Genomic DNA, 14,598 nt, shown 5'->3' on the forward strand with positions numbered 1-14,598 from the left:
AAAGCGCATGCATAAAATCGGAGTGATCGTGGGCCGCGAGTGGTCCTGGCCGCCCGCGTTCATTGAAGAGGTGAACAAGCGCGCTGCGGGAGTGACGGCCGAATACGCCAAGCTGGGCGGAACGCGCATGAACGAGCCGTGCGAGTACGCCGTGCTGGTCGATCGCATCTCGCACGAGGTGCCGTACTACCGCTCATATCTGAAGAACGCCATCCTCCAGGGCGCGCACGTCATCAACAACCCGTTCATGTGGACGGCGGACGACAAGTTTTTCGAGGCGTCGCTCGCCACCCGGCTCGGCGTGGCGAGTCCGAAGACCGTGGTGCTGCCCAACAAGGAGTATGTGCCAGGCATTGTCCACAGCGAAAGCCTGCGCAACCTGAAGTACCCCGTGCCGTGGACCGAGCACGTCGAGTATCTCGGCGGCTTCCCCGTGATTCTCAAGGACGCCCACGGCGGTGGCTGGAAGAATGTCAACAAGATCAGCAACTGGGATGAGTTGTGGCACGCCTACAATGCGAGCGGCCTCCTGACGATGGTGCTGCAAGAGTACATCGAGTGGGACAGCTACGTGCGCGTGATGTGCCTCGGGCAGGACGACGTGCTCGTCATGAACTACGATCCGAACCATCGCAAGTATGAGGATCACACGCTGTCGCCCGAACTGTATGAGCGCGTCGTGAAAGATTGCAAGGCGCTCGTGTCCGCACTCGGTTACGACATGAACACGGTGGAACTGGCGATCAAGGACGGCGTGCCGTACGCGATCGATTTCATGAACCCGGCGCCCGACATGGACACCCACTCGCTCGGCGAGCCGCGCCACCTCTGGTGCGTGAGCCACATGGCCGACCTGTGCATCCGGCTGGCCAAAGAGCCGCAGCCGCAGAGCCTGGAAATGCGCTGGAGCCGCTTCTTTGGCGGTGGCGCACCGGCGGCCCAGACCGCCGCTCCGGTTGTTGCGGAAGCCGCCGCGCCGGAGGCGAAGCCGAAGAAGCCGCGCACGACGACGCGAAAGAAGAAGGACGGCGCAGGCTAGCCGCCTCAACAATGACATGGCGCACCGGGGAGTTGCCCGGCACGCCGCCAAGGAGAGATCATGTTCTCGCGACTGTCGAACTCATGGGAATTGGTAAAAGCCAGCGCCCGCGTGCTGGCGGCCGACAAGGAGTTGCTGGTCTTCCCGATCCTGTCGGCGATTGCATCGGTGCTGGTTATGGCCACGTTCAGCGTGCCGACCTTCCTGGCCGGCATCTTTGATGCCGCGACGACCGGCGGCGGCGTGCCCATCGTCGGCTATGTGATCGGCTTTCTGTATTACGTTGTCCAGTACTTTGTCGTCATCTACTGCAACTCGGCGCTGGTCGGCGCCGCGCTGATCCGCCTGCGCGGCGGCGACCCGACGGTCGGCGACGGACTGCGCATCGCCAATAAGCACCTTAGCGCGATCCTCGGTTATGCCGTCATCTCTGCAACCGTCGGCATGATTCTGCGGGCGTTGTCAGGCCGCAACAACAGCTTAGGGCGCATCGTCGCCTCACTCATCGGCATGGCCTGGGGCTTGGCCACATTTCTGGCCGTACCGATTCTTGTAAATGAGGAAGTCGGCCCAATTGACGCCATCAAGCGCAGCGTCACCTATCTCAAGAAAACATGGGGCGAGCAAGTGGCCGGCAACCTCGGTATTGGCGCCGTGACCGGGCTGGTATTTTTCTTCGTGATCATGCTCATGATCCTGCTCATCATGCTGGCCGTGATGGCCGAATCGACCGCGCTGATCATTGGCACCGGGGCCGTCTTCGCCGTGATCCTGGTGGCGCTCGCGCTTGTGAGCTCGGCGCTGTCGAGCATCTACACGGCCGCCGTGTACCGCTACGCGGCCGAAGGCGAGGCGAGCGGGTTCTTCGACCGCAATCTGGTCACGCAGGCTTTCCGATCCAACTCATAGCCGCCTGACTCCGCCGGCGGCGCGCACACCGGAGCGCCTTCCATGACAAACCTGCACGACGCGATTGAAACCTATCACGGACTGCTGACCGATGACGTCGCCGCCGAGAGCGACTGGCAACTCGACGACCAGCACCGGCGGCGTGGGCTCTTCTTCGGCTCGCGCAAGATGTGCACCGTGCTGCGCCCGCGCTTTCTCACTACCGCGCAGTATCGCCGCCTGCAGAATGCGATCAGCGCCGTCATGCCGGCCTTCGACCGCGCCTATCGCGCCGCGCTGGCCGACCCGAACGTGCGGGCGCAGTTCGGGCTGGCCGACTGGGAAGAGGAGCTTATTCGCATTGAGCCGCGCTACGCCGCGCCGAGCCCGACCGCGCGCATGGATTCGTTTTACCTGACCGACGACGGCACGATCGCGTTCACCGAGTACAACGCCGAAGTTCCCGCCGCGGCCGCCTACAACGAGTCGCTCACCGAGATCTTCTACGGCATGCGCATCATGCGCGAGTTTGAGAAGCAGTATGAAGTAGTCAAGCTGCCCGCCCGCCACCACACGATGCACGCCCTGCTCGACTCGTATCGCCAGTGGGGCGGGCGCGAGCGGCCGAACATCGCGATCCTCGATTGGCGCGAAGTGCCGACCTACAGCGAGTTCGTGCTCTTCAACGACTACTTCGCGTCGCAGGGGTACGAGAGCCGCATCGTAGACCCGCGCGAGGTGGAGTACCGCAACGGCAAATTGATGGCGGGCACGTATCACATCACGCTTATTTACAAGCGCGTGCTCATCACCGAGTTGATCGAACGCTGCGGGATCGACGGGCCGGTCGTGCAGGCGGTCCGCGACGGCGCCGTGTGCATGGTCAATTCGTTCCGCTGCAAGATTCTGCACCGCAAGACCAGCCTGGCCGTCCTGAGCGACGAGCGCAATGCTCACCTGTTTACCCCGGCACAGCGCCAGGCGATCGATGCGACGATACCGTGGACCCGCCTGCTGGCTGAGCGCCGCGCCGTGATCGACGGCGCGAAAGTCGACCTGCTGCCCTACCTGTCCGCGCGCCGCAACGATTTCGTGCTGAAGCCGTCCGACGAGTACGGCGGCAAAGGGATCGTCCTCGGCTGGACGGTTGACCAGACGGAGTGGGAGGCTAAACTCAAGGAATACCTCTCGTCGCCCACGATCGTGCAGAAGCGCGTGACCTTGCCGAGCGAGCCGTTCCCCTCGTTCGTCGACGGCCAGGTGGATATCTACGACCGCATGCTCGACACCAATCCGTACATCTGGTACGGCAATTACATGTCGGGCTGTCTCACGCGCATCAGCACGGCGGCGCTCTTGAACGTCACGGCCGGCGGCGGTTCGACCGTGCCGACCTTCGTCATCGAACAACGCGACTAAAGCTGTTTCCCGAAAGAACCGGCATGACGGCTGGCGTAGGGACAGGTCTTTGACCTGTCCGGTGGGCGGGTCAGAGACCGCCCCTACGCGACCTGACACCGAGCATATCAGATCAATGCGGGAAACGCCGTAGCATCGCCAACCTGCCCGGAGGGAGCGAGTTCATGGCCCAGACCCCGTCGTTCAGCATCGGCATCGAGGAAGAGTACCAGATCATCGATCCGGAAACGCGCGAGCTCAAGTCGTACATCACGGAGTTGCTGGAAGAGGGCAAGATGACGATGATGGAGCAGTATATCAAGCCCGAACTGCACGCGTCCACGATCGAGATCGGCACCAACGTGTGCCGGACGCCGGCCGAAGCGCGCGCCGAACTGGTGCGGCTGCGCCGGGGCGTCATGGACCTGGCGTACAAGAACGGCCTGCGCATCGCGGCCGCCGGCTCGCACCCATTCTCGAAATGGATCGACTCCGAGATCACGCCGTATGAGCGCTACCTCGGCGTGCGGCAGGACATGGCCGACCTGGCGCAGCGCCTACTGATCTTCGGCACGCACATCCACATCGGCATCGAAGACCCCGAGTTCCTGATCGACGCGATGAACGTGTCGCGCTACTTCATGCCGCACGTCATGTGCCTGTCCAACTCGTCACCGTTCTGGAACGGCCGCGACACCGGCTTGCAGTCGTACCGCAGCATCATCTTCCGCAACTTTCCGCGCACCGGTATCCCGCGCGAATTCGGCTCGTACGCGGAATTCAAGGGCTTCGTGGATTTCCTGGTGCGGACGAACAGCATTCCAGACGGCAGCAAGATCTGGTGGGACGCGCGCCCCAACGCTAAGTATCCGACGCTCGAGTTCCGCGTCTGCGACGTCTGCACGCGTGTGGACGAGGCAATTGCCATCGCCGCAATCTTCCAGGCGATCATCTACAAGCTCTGGAAGATGCGCCGCGACAACATCACCTTCCGCAAGTACCCGAACGCGCTGATCGAGGAGAACAAGTGGCGCGCGGTGCGCTACGGCCTGCACGGCAAGCTGATCGACTTCGGCAAGGAGACCGAGATGCCGGCGCGCGAACTGATCCACGAACTGCTGGACTGGTTTATCGGCGACGTGGTCGATGAATTGGGCAGCCGCAAGGAAGTCGCCTACGCCTACCGCATCCTCGAAGAAGGCTCCAGCGCCGACCGCCAACTGGAGACGTTCAAGCAGACCAACAGCCTGCGCGCCGTGGTGGACCGCATCATCGCCGAAACCGAGGAAGGCGTCCGATAACCCGTGTCTAACCAGGTGCCTGCGGCCTCAAGCACGATTAGCGACGACGTCAGCCTCGACCTGCTGGTACACGCTACGCACGAAGCCGGTTACAAAGTGGGCGGCATCGGCGCGGTGCTCGACGGCTTGCTGCGGCAGCCGGCGTACAACCGCGCGGTGCGGCGTACCATTCTCGTGGGACCGTTCGATCCGTGGAACGGGCGCGCGATGGAGCGGCTCTACGCGCCCGGTAACGGCTTCCGCGCCCGGTACTCTTCCAATGACGGGCTCTACGACGTGCCGCCGGAAGTGGCGCGGGCGCTCGAACAAGTGGAAATCGGCTACCGGGTGCGCATCCTGTACGGTACGCGCGCGTTTGGCGAAGCTGAACACGAGGTCTTGCTGGTCGAGTCGCGCAGCGCCGCCGCGCAGGCGACCAACGACTTCAAGTTCCACCTCTGGGAACGCTACGGGATTGACTCGTACCGCTACCAGGCCTATCCCGAGTACGAGTCGTATATCCAGGCCGCCGAGCCGTCGTTCGCTGCGGTGCGCGCACTGGCCGACAGCCAACCGGGACGCGCCGCGATCATGGCGCATGAGTGGCTGGGACTGCCGGTCGCATTCTGCGCCAAACGCCACCAGCCCGACGTCTGGCGCACCGTGTTCTACGCCCACGAGGCGGCTACAGCCCGCGCGCTCGTCGAGAACCACAACGGACACGACACGCGCTTCTACAATGCCATGTTCGCGGCGCGCGACCGGGGGTTGTCGCTGGAACAGGTTTTCGGCGACTGGCGCGGTTTCTTCAAACATGCGCTGCTGCTCGCGGCCAGCCGGTGTGATAGCATCCTCGCTGTCGGCGACCTCGTTGTGGACGAGTTGCGCTTCCTCTCCCCGGCATTCGCGCATCGCCCCATCGCCCTCGTCTACAACGGGGTGCCGTCTCCGAACGTCACCCTCGACGCCCGCCGGGCCAGCAAGCAAAAGCTCCAGCAGTACGTGCAGAACCTGCTCGGCATTCGCCCGTCGTGGATCTTCTCGCATGTGACGCGATTGGTCTCCAGCAAGGCGCTCTGGCGCGATCTACGCGTCATGGAGCACCTCGACCGCCAACTCGTGGAGCGCGGCGAGAGCGCAGTGCTGTTCGCTTTGACGTCGTCACTGCCGGCCGGACGGCACAGCGACGATGTTCACCGTTGGGAGCGCGAGTACGGCTGGCCGGTCAACCACCGGAGCGACAACGGCGACCTGGCGGATCTCGAATTCGCGTACTTCGATGCGGTGCAGCAGTTCAACCGCATCGCACACACCACTCGGATCGTGTTCATCAACCAGTTTGGGTTCAGCCGGGAACGGTGCGGCGCGCGCATGCCGGCCGACATCGGCTTCGCCGATCTGCGCAACGGCACGGATCTGGAGTTCGGGCAGTCGATCTACGAGCCGTTTGGCATCGGCCAGGTCGAACCGCTGGCATCCGGCGCGCTCTGCTGCCTCAGCAACACGTGCGGCTGCGTCGGCTTCATCAGCCGCGCCGGTGGCATCGAATTGCCCAACATCGTGCTGGCCGATTACGTCAGCCTCCCGGCGCGTTACCAGGGGCTTGGCCTGGGGCAGTTGCTCGGCATCGGCCAGTGGGAGCGCGACTTTGTCGAAGGCAACGAGGCGCGTCGCGTCGCGGGCGTGATCGCCGAGCGGCTGCCACGCGACGACGCAGCCGCGCGCCAGTTGCTGGAAGACGGCGCCGCCCTCGCACAGCGCATGTCGTGGTCTGTCGTCGTCGAGCAGTATCTGCTGCCGGAACTGCAGCGGCTGTTCTGATCCACGAAGGGACACGAAGGAACACCAAGAGAAACAAAGCTTCAGTAGCGTATGACAGATCTATTGCTCAAAGACGCAGTGTTCGCGATTATCGGCGCTGCGATTGAGGTTCATCGCACACTCGGTCACGGATTCCTTGAGGGAGTGTATCAGGAAGCGCTGGAAATTGAGCTTGTGGCGAAAGGGATTCCGTTCGAATCGCAGAAACCGCTTGCGATCAGCTACAAAGGCCACAGGCTTGCCAAATCATACGTCGCTGACTACCTGTGTTACGGGCAGATCATCGTTGAGATCAAGGCACTTGAACAGATGAGCGGGATTGAAGAAGGTCAGCTTCTCAACCATCTCCGTGCCAGTGGCATGAAAGTCGGACTGTTGATCAACTTTGGGCGTCCCGGCAAACTCGACTGGAAGCGTTTCGTCTGGTAACGGCACAGCCGAATTCGGTTTTGAATCATTGGTGTTCTTTCGTGTCCCTTCGTGGATAAGGAATTGGCGTTATGTCTGACGTCCTCGCGATCATCATGGCCGGCGGCGCCGGCACGCGGCTGTCGGTGCTGTCCGATGAACGGTCGAAGCCGGCGGTGCCATTCGCCGGACGCTACCGCATCATCGACTTCACGCTGTCTAACTGTGTGAACTCGGATATCTTCAATATCGCCGTCCTCACGCAATACCACCCGCACTCGCTGAACCGGCATATCGGCATCGGCAAACCGTGGGACCTCGACCGCGCGCGCGGCGGCGTGCGCCTGCTGCAGCCGTATCAGGGTCGCAGCGGCCAGTCGTGGTACGGCGGCACGGCCGATGCCGTTCTGCAGAACCTCGACCACATCCGCAACGAGAACCCGGATCGGGTCATCCTCCTATCGGGCGATCATATCTACAAGATGGACTACCGCCCGATGCTGGCGTTTCATACGCTGCACAATGCGGATCTGACCGTCGGCGTGATGCACGTACCGCTGAAGGAGACCGACCGCTTCGGGATCATGCAAGTCGATGACGACCTGCACATCACCGCTTTCTACGAGAAGCCCAAAGCACGCGACAAAGGCACGCTGGCGTCGATGGGCATCTACATCTTCAAGCCGGATGTGCTGGCCGACCGCCTGTCGCGCGGGGCCACCGCGCACCCCGACCTCGATTTCGGCAAGCACATCATTCCGGACATGATCGACAATGCGCGTTGTTTCGCGTATGCCTTCGACGGCTACTGGGTCGATGTCGGCACCATTCAGTCGTACTGGGAAACGAACCTCGCGCTGCTCGCGCCGGCGCCGCCGCTGAACCTGTATGACAGCGAGTGGACGATCCACACGCTGAGCCAGGAGCGTCCGCCCGTCAAGATCGGGCTGCAGGGGCGCGTGGTGCGCAGTATGGTCTGCAACGGTTGCGTCGTGCGCGGCAGCGTGGAGAATTCGGTGCTCTCGCCCGGCGTGCAGGTTATGCCCGGCGCGGTGGTGCGCGACTCGATCGTGATGAATGACGCCTGGATCGGCCCGGACGCGCGACTGGAGCGCGTCATCGTGGACAAAGACGCCGTCATCGGGCACCGCACGCAGTTGGGTGCGGGCGACGACAACACGCCGAACGTTGCGCAACCCGACAAATTGTACGGCGGCATCACCGTGGTCGGTAAGGGCGCACGTATCCCGGCCGACCACTGGATCGGGCGCAATGTCGTCGTACAAACCGGCGTGCCCGAAGAGGCGTTCAGCGCATTTGCCGGGCGGGTGCCCAGCGGCGCCACCGTGAAATGAGAGTGTGACATGGAACCACTGGCGATGATCCTGGCCGGCGGCGAGGGCGCCGGCCTCGGCGTCCTGACCGCGCAGCGCTCCGAAGCGGCCCTGCCGTTTGCCGGCAAGTACCGCATCATCGACTTCGTGTTGTCCAACTGCGTGAACTCCGGCATCTTCCACGTGGCCGTGCTGACGCAGTACCAGCCGCGCTCGCTCAACGAGCATATCGGCATCGGCAAGCCGTGGGACCTCGATCGCGCGCGCGGCGGCGTGCGCTTGCTGCAGCCGTACCAGCGGCGGCGCGGCGAGGCCGGCACCTGGCAGGAAGGCACCGCCGACGCCGTACGCTTCAACCTCGACTACGTGCTCGAGCACGACGTCGACCCGGTGCTGATTCTGGCCGGCGACCACATCTACAAGATGAACTATGGCGAACTGCTCGCCGCGCACGCCGCCAGCGACGCTGACGTCACGCTGGCCGTGCGCCCCGTGAACCCGCTCGACGTGTATCGCTTCGGCATGATCGCGACCGATGGCAGTGGCCGCGTCACACAGTTCGAGGAAAAGCCGGAGCGTACGCGCGCCACGCTGGCGTCCATGGGTATCTATGTTTTCCGGCGCGACGTACTGATCGAATGGCTGACCGGCCCCGGAAAGGGCCAGCACGACTTCGGGCGCGATGTGTTCCCTACCCTTGTCAAGGAGCGGCACGTTCACGCCTATGCATTCCACGGTTTCTGGGACGACGTCGGCAATATTCAGTCGTACTGGGAAGCGAACATGGCGTTGCTGGCCGAGTCGCCGGCGCTCAATCTGCACGACCCGGAGTGGATCATCCACACGCGCAGCGAGGAACGGCCCGCCGCCCTCATCGGCGCCGAGGCGCGGGTGGACGGCAACTTGCTGTGCGACGGCTGCATGGTGGACGGCAACGTCTCGCACTCGGTCATCTCGCCCGGCGTGTACGTCGCGCCCGGTGCGATCGTGCGCGACTCGATCATCATGAACGACGCCGTCATCGGCGAAAACGCGGTGCTCGACCGGGTCATCTGCGACAAGCAGGTGGTCATCGGCGCCGGTGCGCAAATCGGCGGCGGCACCGACAACACGCCCAACGCGCGCGCACCGCACCGGCTCAACACAGGCGTGACGCTGATCGGCAAGCGAACACGCCTGCCGGCCAGGATCGTCATTGGTCGCAATGTCGAGATCGCGCCGGACCAGCCGGAGCGCGCGTTCCCGCCGGGCGGCCGCGTCCCGAGCGGCGCCAGCGTTCCATAACTCACTCGCCGCCCTCAGGGGCGGCTTTTTGCGAAGGCATACCGCAAAAGTGTAGGGATCGCACGGAAAGCCAGACCGTCATTCCGGCATGTTTCGATGTCCGCCGGAATCCACTCAAAAAGGCGGCGCTGGCTTTGGAGACAGTGGGTGCCGGCTAACACCATGCCGGCATGACGAGGGGGCGCAGCTCCGACAGTTTGGCGGTATACCCTTTTCGCGCAGCAATTCTCATTTTGGAGTCGGCCGCCAGGTTGCCTCCTCATCCCCTGGCCCCTGCTCCCCCGCGCGCGCGGGGGAGCAGGGGAAAAGCTAACGGGGAGGGCAACGCCGCTTTCTTGTCGAGCCAGCTTGCGTGACAAGCACCAGGGGGGCCAGTTCATAGCAAGTCGGCATTGGAAAGTACCCGCCCAAGGCCAAAATGAGAATTGCTGCTTTTTGCGACATCCACTTGACACGAACGGTTGTTCGTTGTAAGCTTGAAATCGAACGTATATTCTAATCCCCAGGAGGGAGTCACATGCCGTCACATCCGATCATCCACATCGAGATTCCAGCCAGTGATCTGGCGGTCGCCGCCAGGTTCTACAAAGAAGCGTTTGGCTGGAAGACCGAGCACATGCCGCAGTTCAACTACACCACCTTTGCCGCCGAAGGCGGGCCGGGCGGCGGCTTCAACCCGGTCAGCGACGAGATGCCGGTGAGCCAGCCGCTCATTTACCTCTACACCGCCGACATCGAAGCATCGCTCAAGCAGGTCGAGCAGGCGGGCGGCAAGACGCTGATGCCCCGGCACGAGATTCCCAACATCGGGTGGTTCGCGCATTTCAGCGACCCGACCGGCAACCGCATGGCGCTCTTTACCCCGATAGAAATGGGCGCAGTCAGCTAGCCGGCGAGCGAACGCCGCTGCACAATTTCACAGACCCGAAGGGTTTCGCCGAACACGCTCCAATGCGCGTGGAGCGCCAGAAACCCTTCGGGTCTTGCCATTGGTGGGCCCCCGATCAGCCGCCCAGTCCGGCCTTTGGCGTGGCTATGGTACAATCGTGACGATAGCGGTACGGCAAACCATGCTCCACCCGAGGACTCCATGACCGCAAAGCCGATCTTCCTGTGCCTGTCCACCGAGTTCAAGGGCCAGCAACTGATTGAGGCGTGCCACGACCTCGGCGCGCACGTCATCCTGATCACGCGCGAGAAGTGGAAAGACGAGGAATGGCCGCGCCAGGCAATCGATGAACTGTTCTTCATGCCAGAACTGAAGGACCGCGAGCATATGCTCAACGCCGTCTCCTATCTGGCACGCACGCGCCGCATCGACCGCATCTTCCCGCTCGACGACTTCGACGGCGAGATCGCCGCTGCGCTGCGCGAGCACCTGCGCATCCCCGGCCTGGGCGAAACGGCAATTCGCTTCTTCCGCGACAAGCTCTCCATGCGCGAGCGCGCACGCGAGGGCGGCATCGCGGTGCCGGAGTTTGTCGGCGTCATCAACTACGACCGCATCCGCGACTTCATGGCGCGCGTGCCCGCACCGTGGATGCTCAAGCCGCGCGGCTCGGCCGGCGCGATGGGCATCAAGAAAATTGGCTCATCGGATGAACTCTGGGACTGGCTCAACCGGCTCGGCGACGAGCAGTCGCACTACCTGCTGGAGCAGTTCGTGCCGGGCAACGTCTTTCATGCCGACGCGATCGTGTGGGATGGCGAAGTACAGTTCAGCGTGGTATCGGCCTACGGGCGGCCGCCACTGACCGTGTCGCACGGCGGTGGCGTCTTCACCTCGCGTATCATGCGCCGCGACGATCCGCTGGCGCGGGCGCTGAGCGGCCTCAACCGGAACGTGATCAAGACACTCGGCATGGTGCGCGGCGTCAACCACATCGAGTTCATCCAGGCCGACGCCGATGGGAAGCTGTACTTCCTTGAAGCGGCGGCGCGCGTTGGCGGCGCGAACCTCGCCGACATGGTGACCTATGCAACCGGCGTCAACCTCTGGCGCGAGTGGCCGCGCGTCGAGTTGGCGCATGCCCGCGGCGAGCGCTACGAGCTTCCGGCCATCAGGGAAGGCTACGCCGGCATCCTGAACTGCCTCGCGCGGCAGGAGCATCCGGACCTGATGCAGTTCAGCGACCCCGAGGTCGCATGGCGCACGACGCGCCCTTACTTCGCCGGGCTGATCGTCGCCGGCCCGGACGCCGAGCGCATCGAGCGCCTGCTGGGGTCATACGCGGAGCGCTTCACGCAGGAGTTCCTGGCCGTCCTGCCGCCGATCGACAAGCCGCTGTAACATACACAGACCTCGCGGGTTGAAGACCTGTTAGGTCTGGATGTCCTTATCGCGCCAGCGTCGGCGGTGGGATCTTGCTCGGCTCTTCCGCGAACGCCGCGGCGAGGAACCGTGCGATGCGCGGGTAGGCGTCGAGCTTGTTCGCCAGCCTGACCAACCCGTGCCCTTCGTCGGAATAGACGAGCATCTCCACCGGCACGTTGCGCGCGCGCAGCGCGTCCGCAATCTGCTGCGCCTCGGAGAGCGGCACGCGCGGGTCGTTAGCGCCGTGCACGATAAACAGCGGCGCGCGGATGCGGTCCACGTAGCGGATCGGCGAGATGCGCTCCAGGAATGCGCGGTCGCGCTCCAGCGAGCCGTATTCGGCCTCGCGGTGCTCCCGGCGGTACGAACTGGTATTCTGCAGGAATGTCAGCAGGTTGCTGATGCCGACGATATCGACGCCGGCCGCCCACAAATCCGGGAAGTTCGTCAGCGCCGCCAGCACCATGAAGCCGCCGTAACTGCCGCCGTACACGGCGATTCGGCCCGGGTCCACGTCGGGTTGCTGCTTCAGCCAGAGCGCCGCGTGCGCCAGATCGGCCACGGCGTCCATGCGCTTATCCACATCGTCCAGGTGCACATACGATTTGCCATAGCCGGTCGAACCGCGCACATTGGGCGACAGCACCGAATAGCCGCACTGTACGAAGTATTGCAAGATCGGGAACAGCATCGGCTGTGTCTGGCCCTCCGGGCCGCCGTGCACATGCACGATTACCGGCTTGCGCCCTTCGCGCTGGGCGCGATAGTACCAGGCCGGAACGCGTCGACCGTCAAACGTCGGGTAGTGCACTAGTTCGGGCTCCACAAACGACGCCCGCGGGATGCCCGCATGGCCGCTGTGCGTGACCTGACGCGCCTGGTCGTTCTGCACGTCCCAGACCCACAGATCGGCGGTGCGCGTCGGCGTCGAGAACGCAAAAGCCAGCAACCGGTCGTCCGGCGAGAACTCCGGCGCGTCGGCTTGCACCGGGCTGACCACGCCGGTCGGCACGCCCGGCGCCAGCCGCGTCGAGCCGGTCAGCAGGTCATGCACCATCAGTTCGATCTTACCGTCGGCGTTGACACCCCAGGCCAGCATGCGCCCGTCGTGCGAAGCCGACAGCATCTCCACTTCGGCATCGGGCGTCGCCACCCAATGATTCTTCAGGTCCGACAGGCGGATACGCACGACGCCTGAAAACTCGCGCTCGCTGTCCGACAGGCAAAAGAGCGAGCGGCCGTCGCCGGAGTAGACGGCATGATGGTAGCGCACTTCGCCTTCGTGCGCCGTCAGCAGGTGCACCGATTTGTCAAGCAGTGAGAACTCGTACAGGTCGTGGTTCATCGAGCTGCGCGCCAGTTGCACCAGCACGCGCGCGCCGCCCGGCGCCAGCGCCAGCGGCCGCAGGAAGCCCGGCTCATCGTTCTGCCAGACCAACGTCGCCTCGTCGGCGCTCAACGCCTGCACGTAGAGATCGTAGCGATCGGGCCGCCGGCGATTGGCGGCAAAGACGATCTGCGTGCCGTCGTCCGACCAACTGCCGAACACGTGCATGGTGCCGCCATCGTTCGTCAGCCGGCGCTCCTCGCTACCGTCGCCATTGATCATGAACAACTGCGCGTTCTCGTCACCGTCCGAATCGCGCGCGAAGATGATACGACCGTCGGCGGGCGACGGCCATGCACCGGTCACGCGGTCGCGCCCGAACGTCAACTGGTGCGGCCAGCCGCCGTTGACCTCCATGCGCCACAACTGCGGGTAGCCGGTGATATTGCTGAGGAAGAGCAGCGCGCTGCCGTCGGCTGTGAATTTGGGATCGTACGACTGGCGGATATTGAGGTAGTTCTCGAACAGAATCGGCATAGTCACTCCACGAGAATTACGGGCTAAATTGGTGCAACGTCACGGGCAAATGCCCGGCAGCTAACTTCGTGCGGTCAACTCGTCCGGCAGCGTGCCAAACGCACGCACGCTTGAGTCGTTTCCTGCTCGTTCTCGGCTGCGCTCAGCGCCCGATGAAACGGGGCAAGCGGCCCTCGACAATCGCCGACACGCCAATCACGGCGTCCTCGCTCTCGCCGAGTTCCAGCGCATGCGCCGCTTCCAGGTGCAAGCCATCGGCGATGCCGAGCTCGCCGCCGCGTACGACGGCATCCAGGATCGCGCTCAGCGCCAGCGGCGCGCCGGCCGCCAGCCGCTGCGCGAACGCGCGTGAAGACTCCATCAGCTCCGGACCGCGGTATACACGGTTCACCAGCCCGGCAATCAGCGCGTCCTGCGCGTTCCAGCGGTCCCCGGTCAACAGGTATTCCAGCGCGCGGGCGCGGCCCACCAGCAGCGGCAGGCGCTGCGTGCCGCCCCAGCCCGGCATGATACCCAGCGTCACTTCGGTGAACGCCAGTTCGGCCGAATCCACCATGAAGCGCAGGTGGCACGCCAGCGCCAGTTCGAGGCCGCCGCCAAAGGCGTGCCCGTTAATCGCCGCCAGCACCGGTTTCGGAAAGTGCTCAATGCGCGTGAACAGTTCCCCGCCGCGCCGCATGAAATCCTCGACCTCTTCGCTGGCATACTCGCGGAAATCGGCGCCGGCGCTGAAGGCGCGTTCGCCGCTGCCGGTGACGAGCACCGCGCGCGTGGCCGCATCCTGCTCGATAGCGGCCAGCACCTGATCGAGTTCGATCAGCATGGCGCGGCTGATCGCGTTAGTCGGCGGGTGCACCAGCGTGATCGTCGCCACACCGTCGGCCTTGGCATACGTCAGGTTTGTGTAGGTCATAGTCGTGGGTGGTCGAACGCCAAACCGGGCGCGACCACTCTGTGGGTGCTCACAT

The 14,598-nt window shown here is 63.9% G+C and carries 12 protein-coding genes; 10 read left to right on the forward strand and 2 right to left on the reverse strand.

Translation table 11 applies throughout. From position 1 onward, the window contains the following. Nucleotides 1–7 precede the first annotated feature (7 nt). The 10 genes from HZB53_08865 (at nt 8) to HZB53_08910 (ending at nt 11,742) form a co-directional block, all read left to right on the forward strand. Complete coding sequence (locus HZB53_08865; GenBank protein MBI5877748.1) at nt 8–1,039, forward strand: hypothetical protein; 1,032 nt, start codon at nt 8–10, stop codon at nt 1,037–1,039. 60 nt (nt 1,040–1,099) lie between these two features. Continuing rightward, the gene (locus HZB53_08870) at nt 1,100–1,948 is read left to right on the forward strand and encodes a hypothetical protein (GenBank protein ID MBI5877749.1); all 849 of its coding nucleotides are present in this window, start codon (nt 1,100–1,102) and stop codon (nt 1,946–1,948) included. 42 nt (nt 1,949–1,990) lie between these two features. Beyond that, nucleotides 1,991–3,346, forward strand: a complete 1,356-nt coding sequence (locus HZB53_08875; GenBank protein ID MBI5877750.1) for a hypothetical protein — start codon at nt 1,991–1,993, stop codon at nt 3,344–3,346. Between the two features lie 164 nt (nt 3,347–3,510). Next, a complete protein-coding gene (locus HZB53_08880; protein MBI5877751.1) occupies nt 3,511–4,626 on the forward strand; it encodes a carboxylate-amine ligase in 1,116 nt (371 codons plus the stop codon). A 3-nt stretch (nt 4,627–4,629) separates the two neighbouring features. Continuing rightward, nucleotides 4,630–6,426: a hypothetical protein gene (locus tag HZB53_08885; protein ID MBI5877752.1), complete on the forward strand. Its 1,797-nt coding sequence runs from the start codon at nt 4,630–4,632 to the stop codon at nt 6,424–6,426. A gap of 51 nt (nt 6,427–6,477) precedes the next feature. Continuing rightward, a complete protein-coding gene (locus HZB53_08890) occupies nt 6,478–6,855 on the forward strand; it encodes a GxxExxY protein (protein ID MBI5877753.1) in 378 nt (125 codons plus the stop codon). 71 nt (nt 6,856–6,926) lie between these two features. After that, nucleotides 6,927–8,189, forward strand: coding sequence for a glucose-1-phosphate adenylyltransferase (locus HZB53_08895; GenBank protein MBI5877754.1), 1,263 nt, complete (start codon nt 6,927–6,929; stop codon nt 8,187–8,189). Nucleotides 8,190–8,198: 9 nt separating this feature from the next. Then, complete coding sequence (glgD, locus tag HZB53_08900; GenBank protein MBI5877755.1) at nt 8,199–9,452, forward strand: glucose-1-phosphate adenylyltransferase subunit GlgD; 1,254 nt, start codon at nt 8,199–8,201, stop codon at nt 9,450–9,452. A gap of 517 nt (nt 9,453–9,969) precedes the next feature. Then, nucleotides 9,970–10,341 (forward strand): VOC family protein, encoded by a 372-nt coding sequence (locus HZB53_08905; protein MBI5877756.1) that lies wholly within the window; start codon nt 9,970–9,972, stop codon nt 10,339–10,341. 201 nt (nt 10,342–10,542) lie between these two features. Beyond that, entirely contained in the window at nt 10,543–11,742 is a 1,200-nt protein-coding gene (locus HZB53_08910; protein MBI5877757.1) for an ATPase, read from the forward strand. 46 nt (nt 11,743–11,788) lie between these two features. Here the strand turns inward: HZB53_08910 and HZB53_08915 are convergent, their stop codons facing one another. Next, a complete protein-coding gene (locus HZB53_08915) occupies nt 11,789–13,630 on the reverse strand; it encodes a S9 family peptidase (GenBank protein ID MBI5877758.1) in 1,842 nt (613 codons plus the stop codon). A gap of 142 nt (nt 13,631–13,772) precedes the next feature. Beyond that, the gene (locus HZB53_08920) at nt 13,773–14,543 is read right to left on the reverse strand and encodes an enoyl-CoA hydratase/isomerase family protein (protein MBI5877759.1); all 771 of its coding nucleotides are present in this window, start codon (nt 14,541–14,543) and stop codon (nt 13,773–13,775) included. Nucleotides 14,544–14,598 lie beyond the last annotated feature (55 nt).

The organism is Chloroflexota bacterium (genome assembly GCA_016235055.1).
GTDB lineage: Bacteria > Chloroflexota > Anaerolineae > JACRMK01 > JACRMK01 > JACRMK01.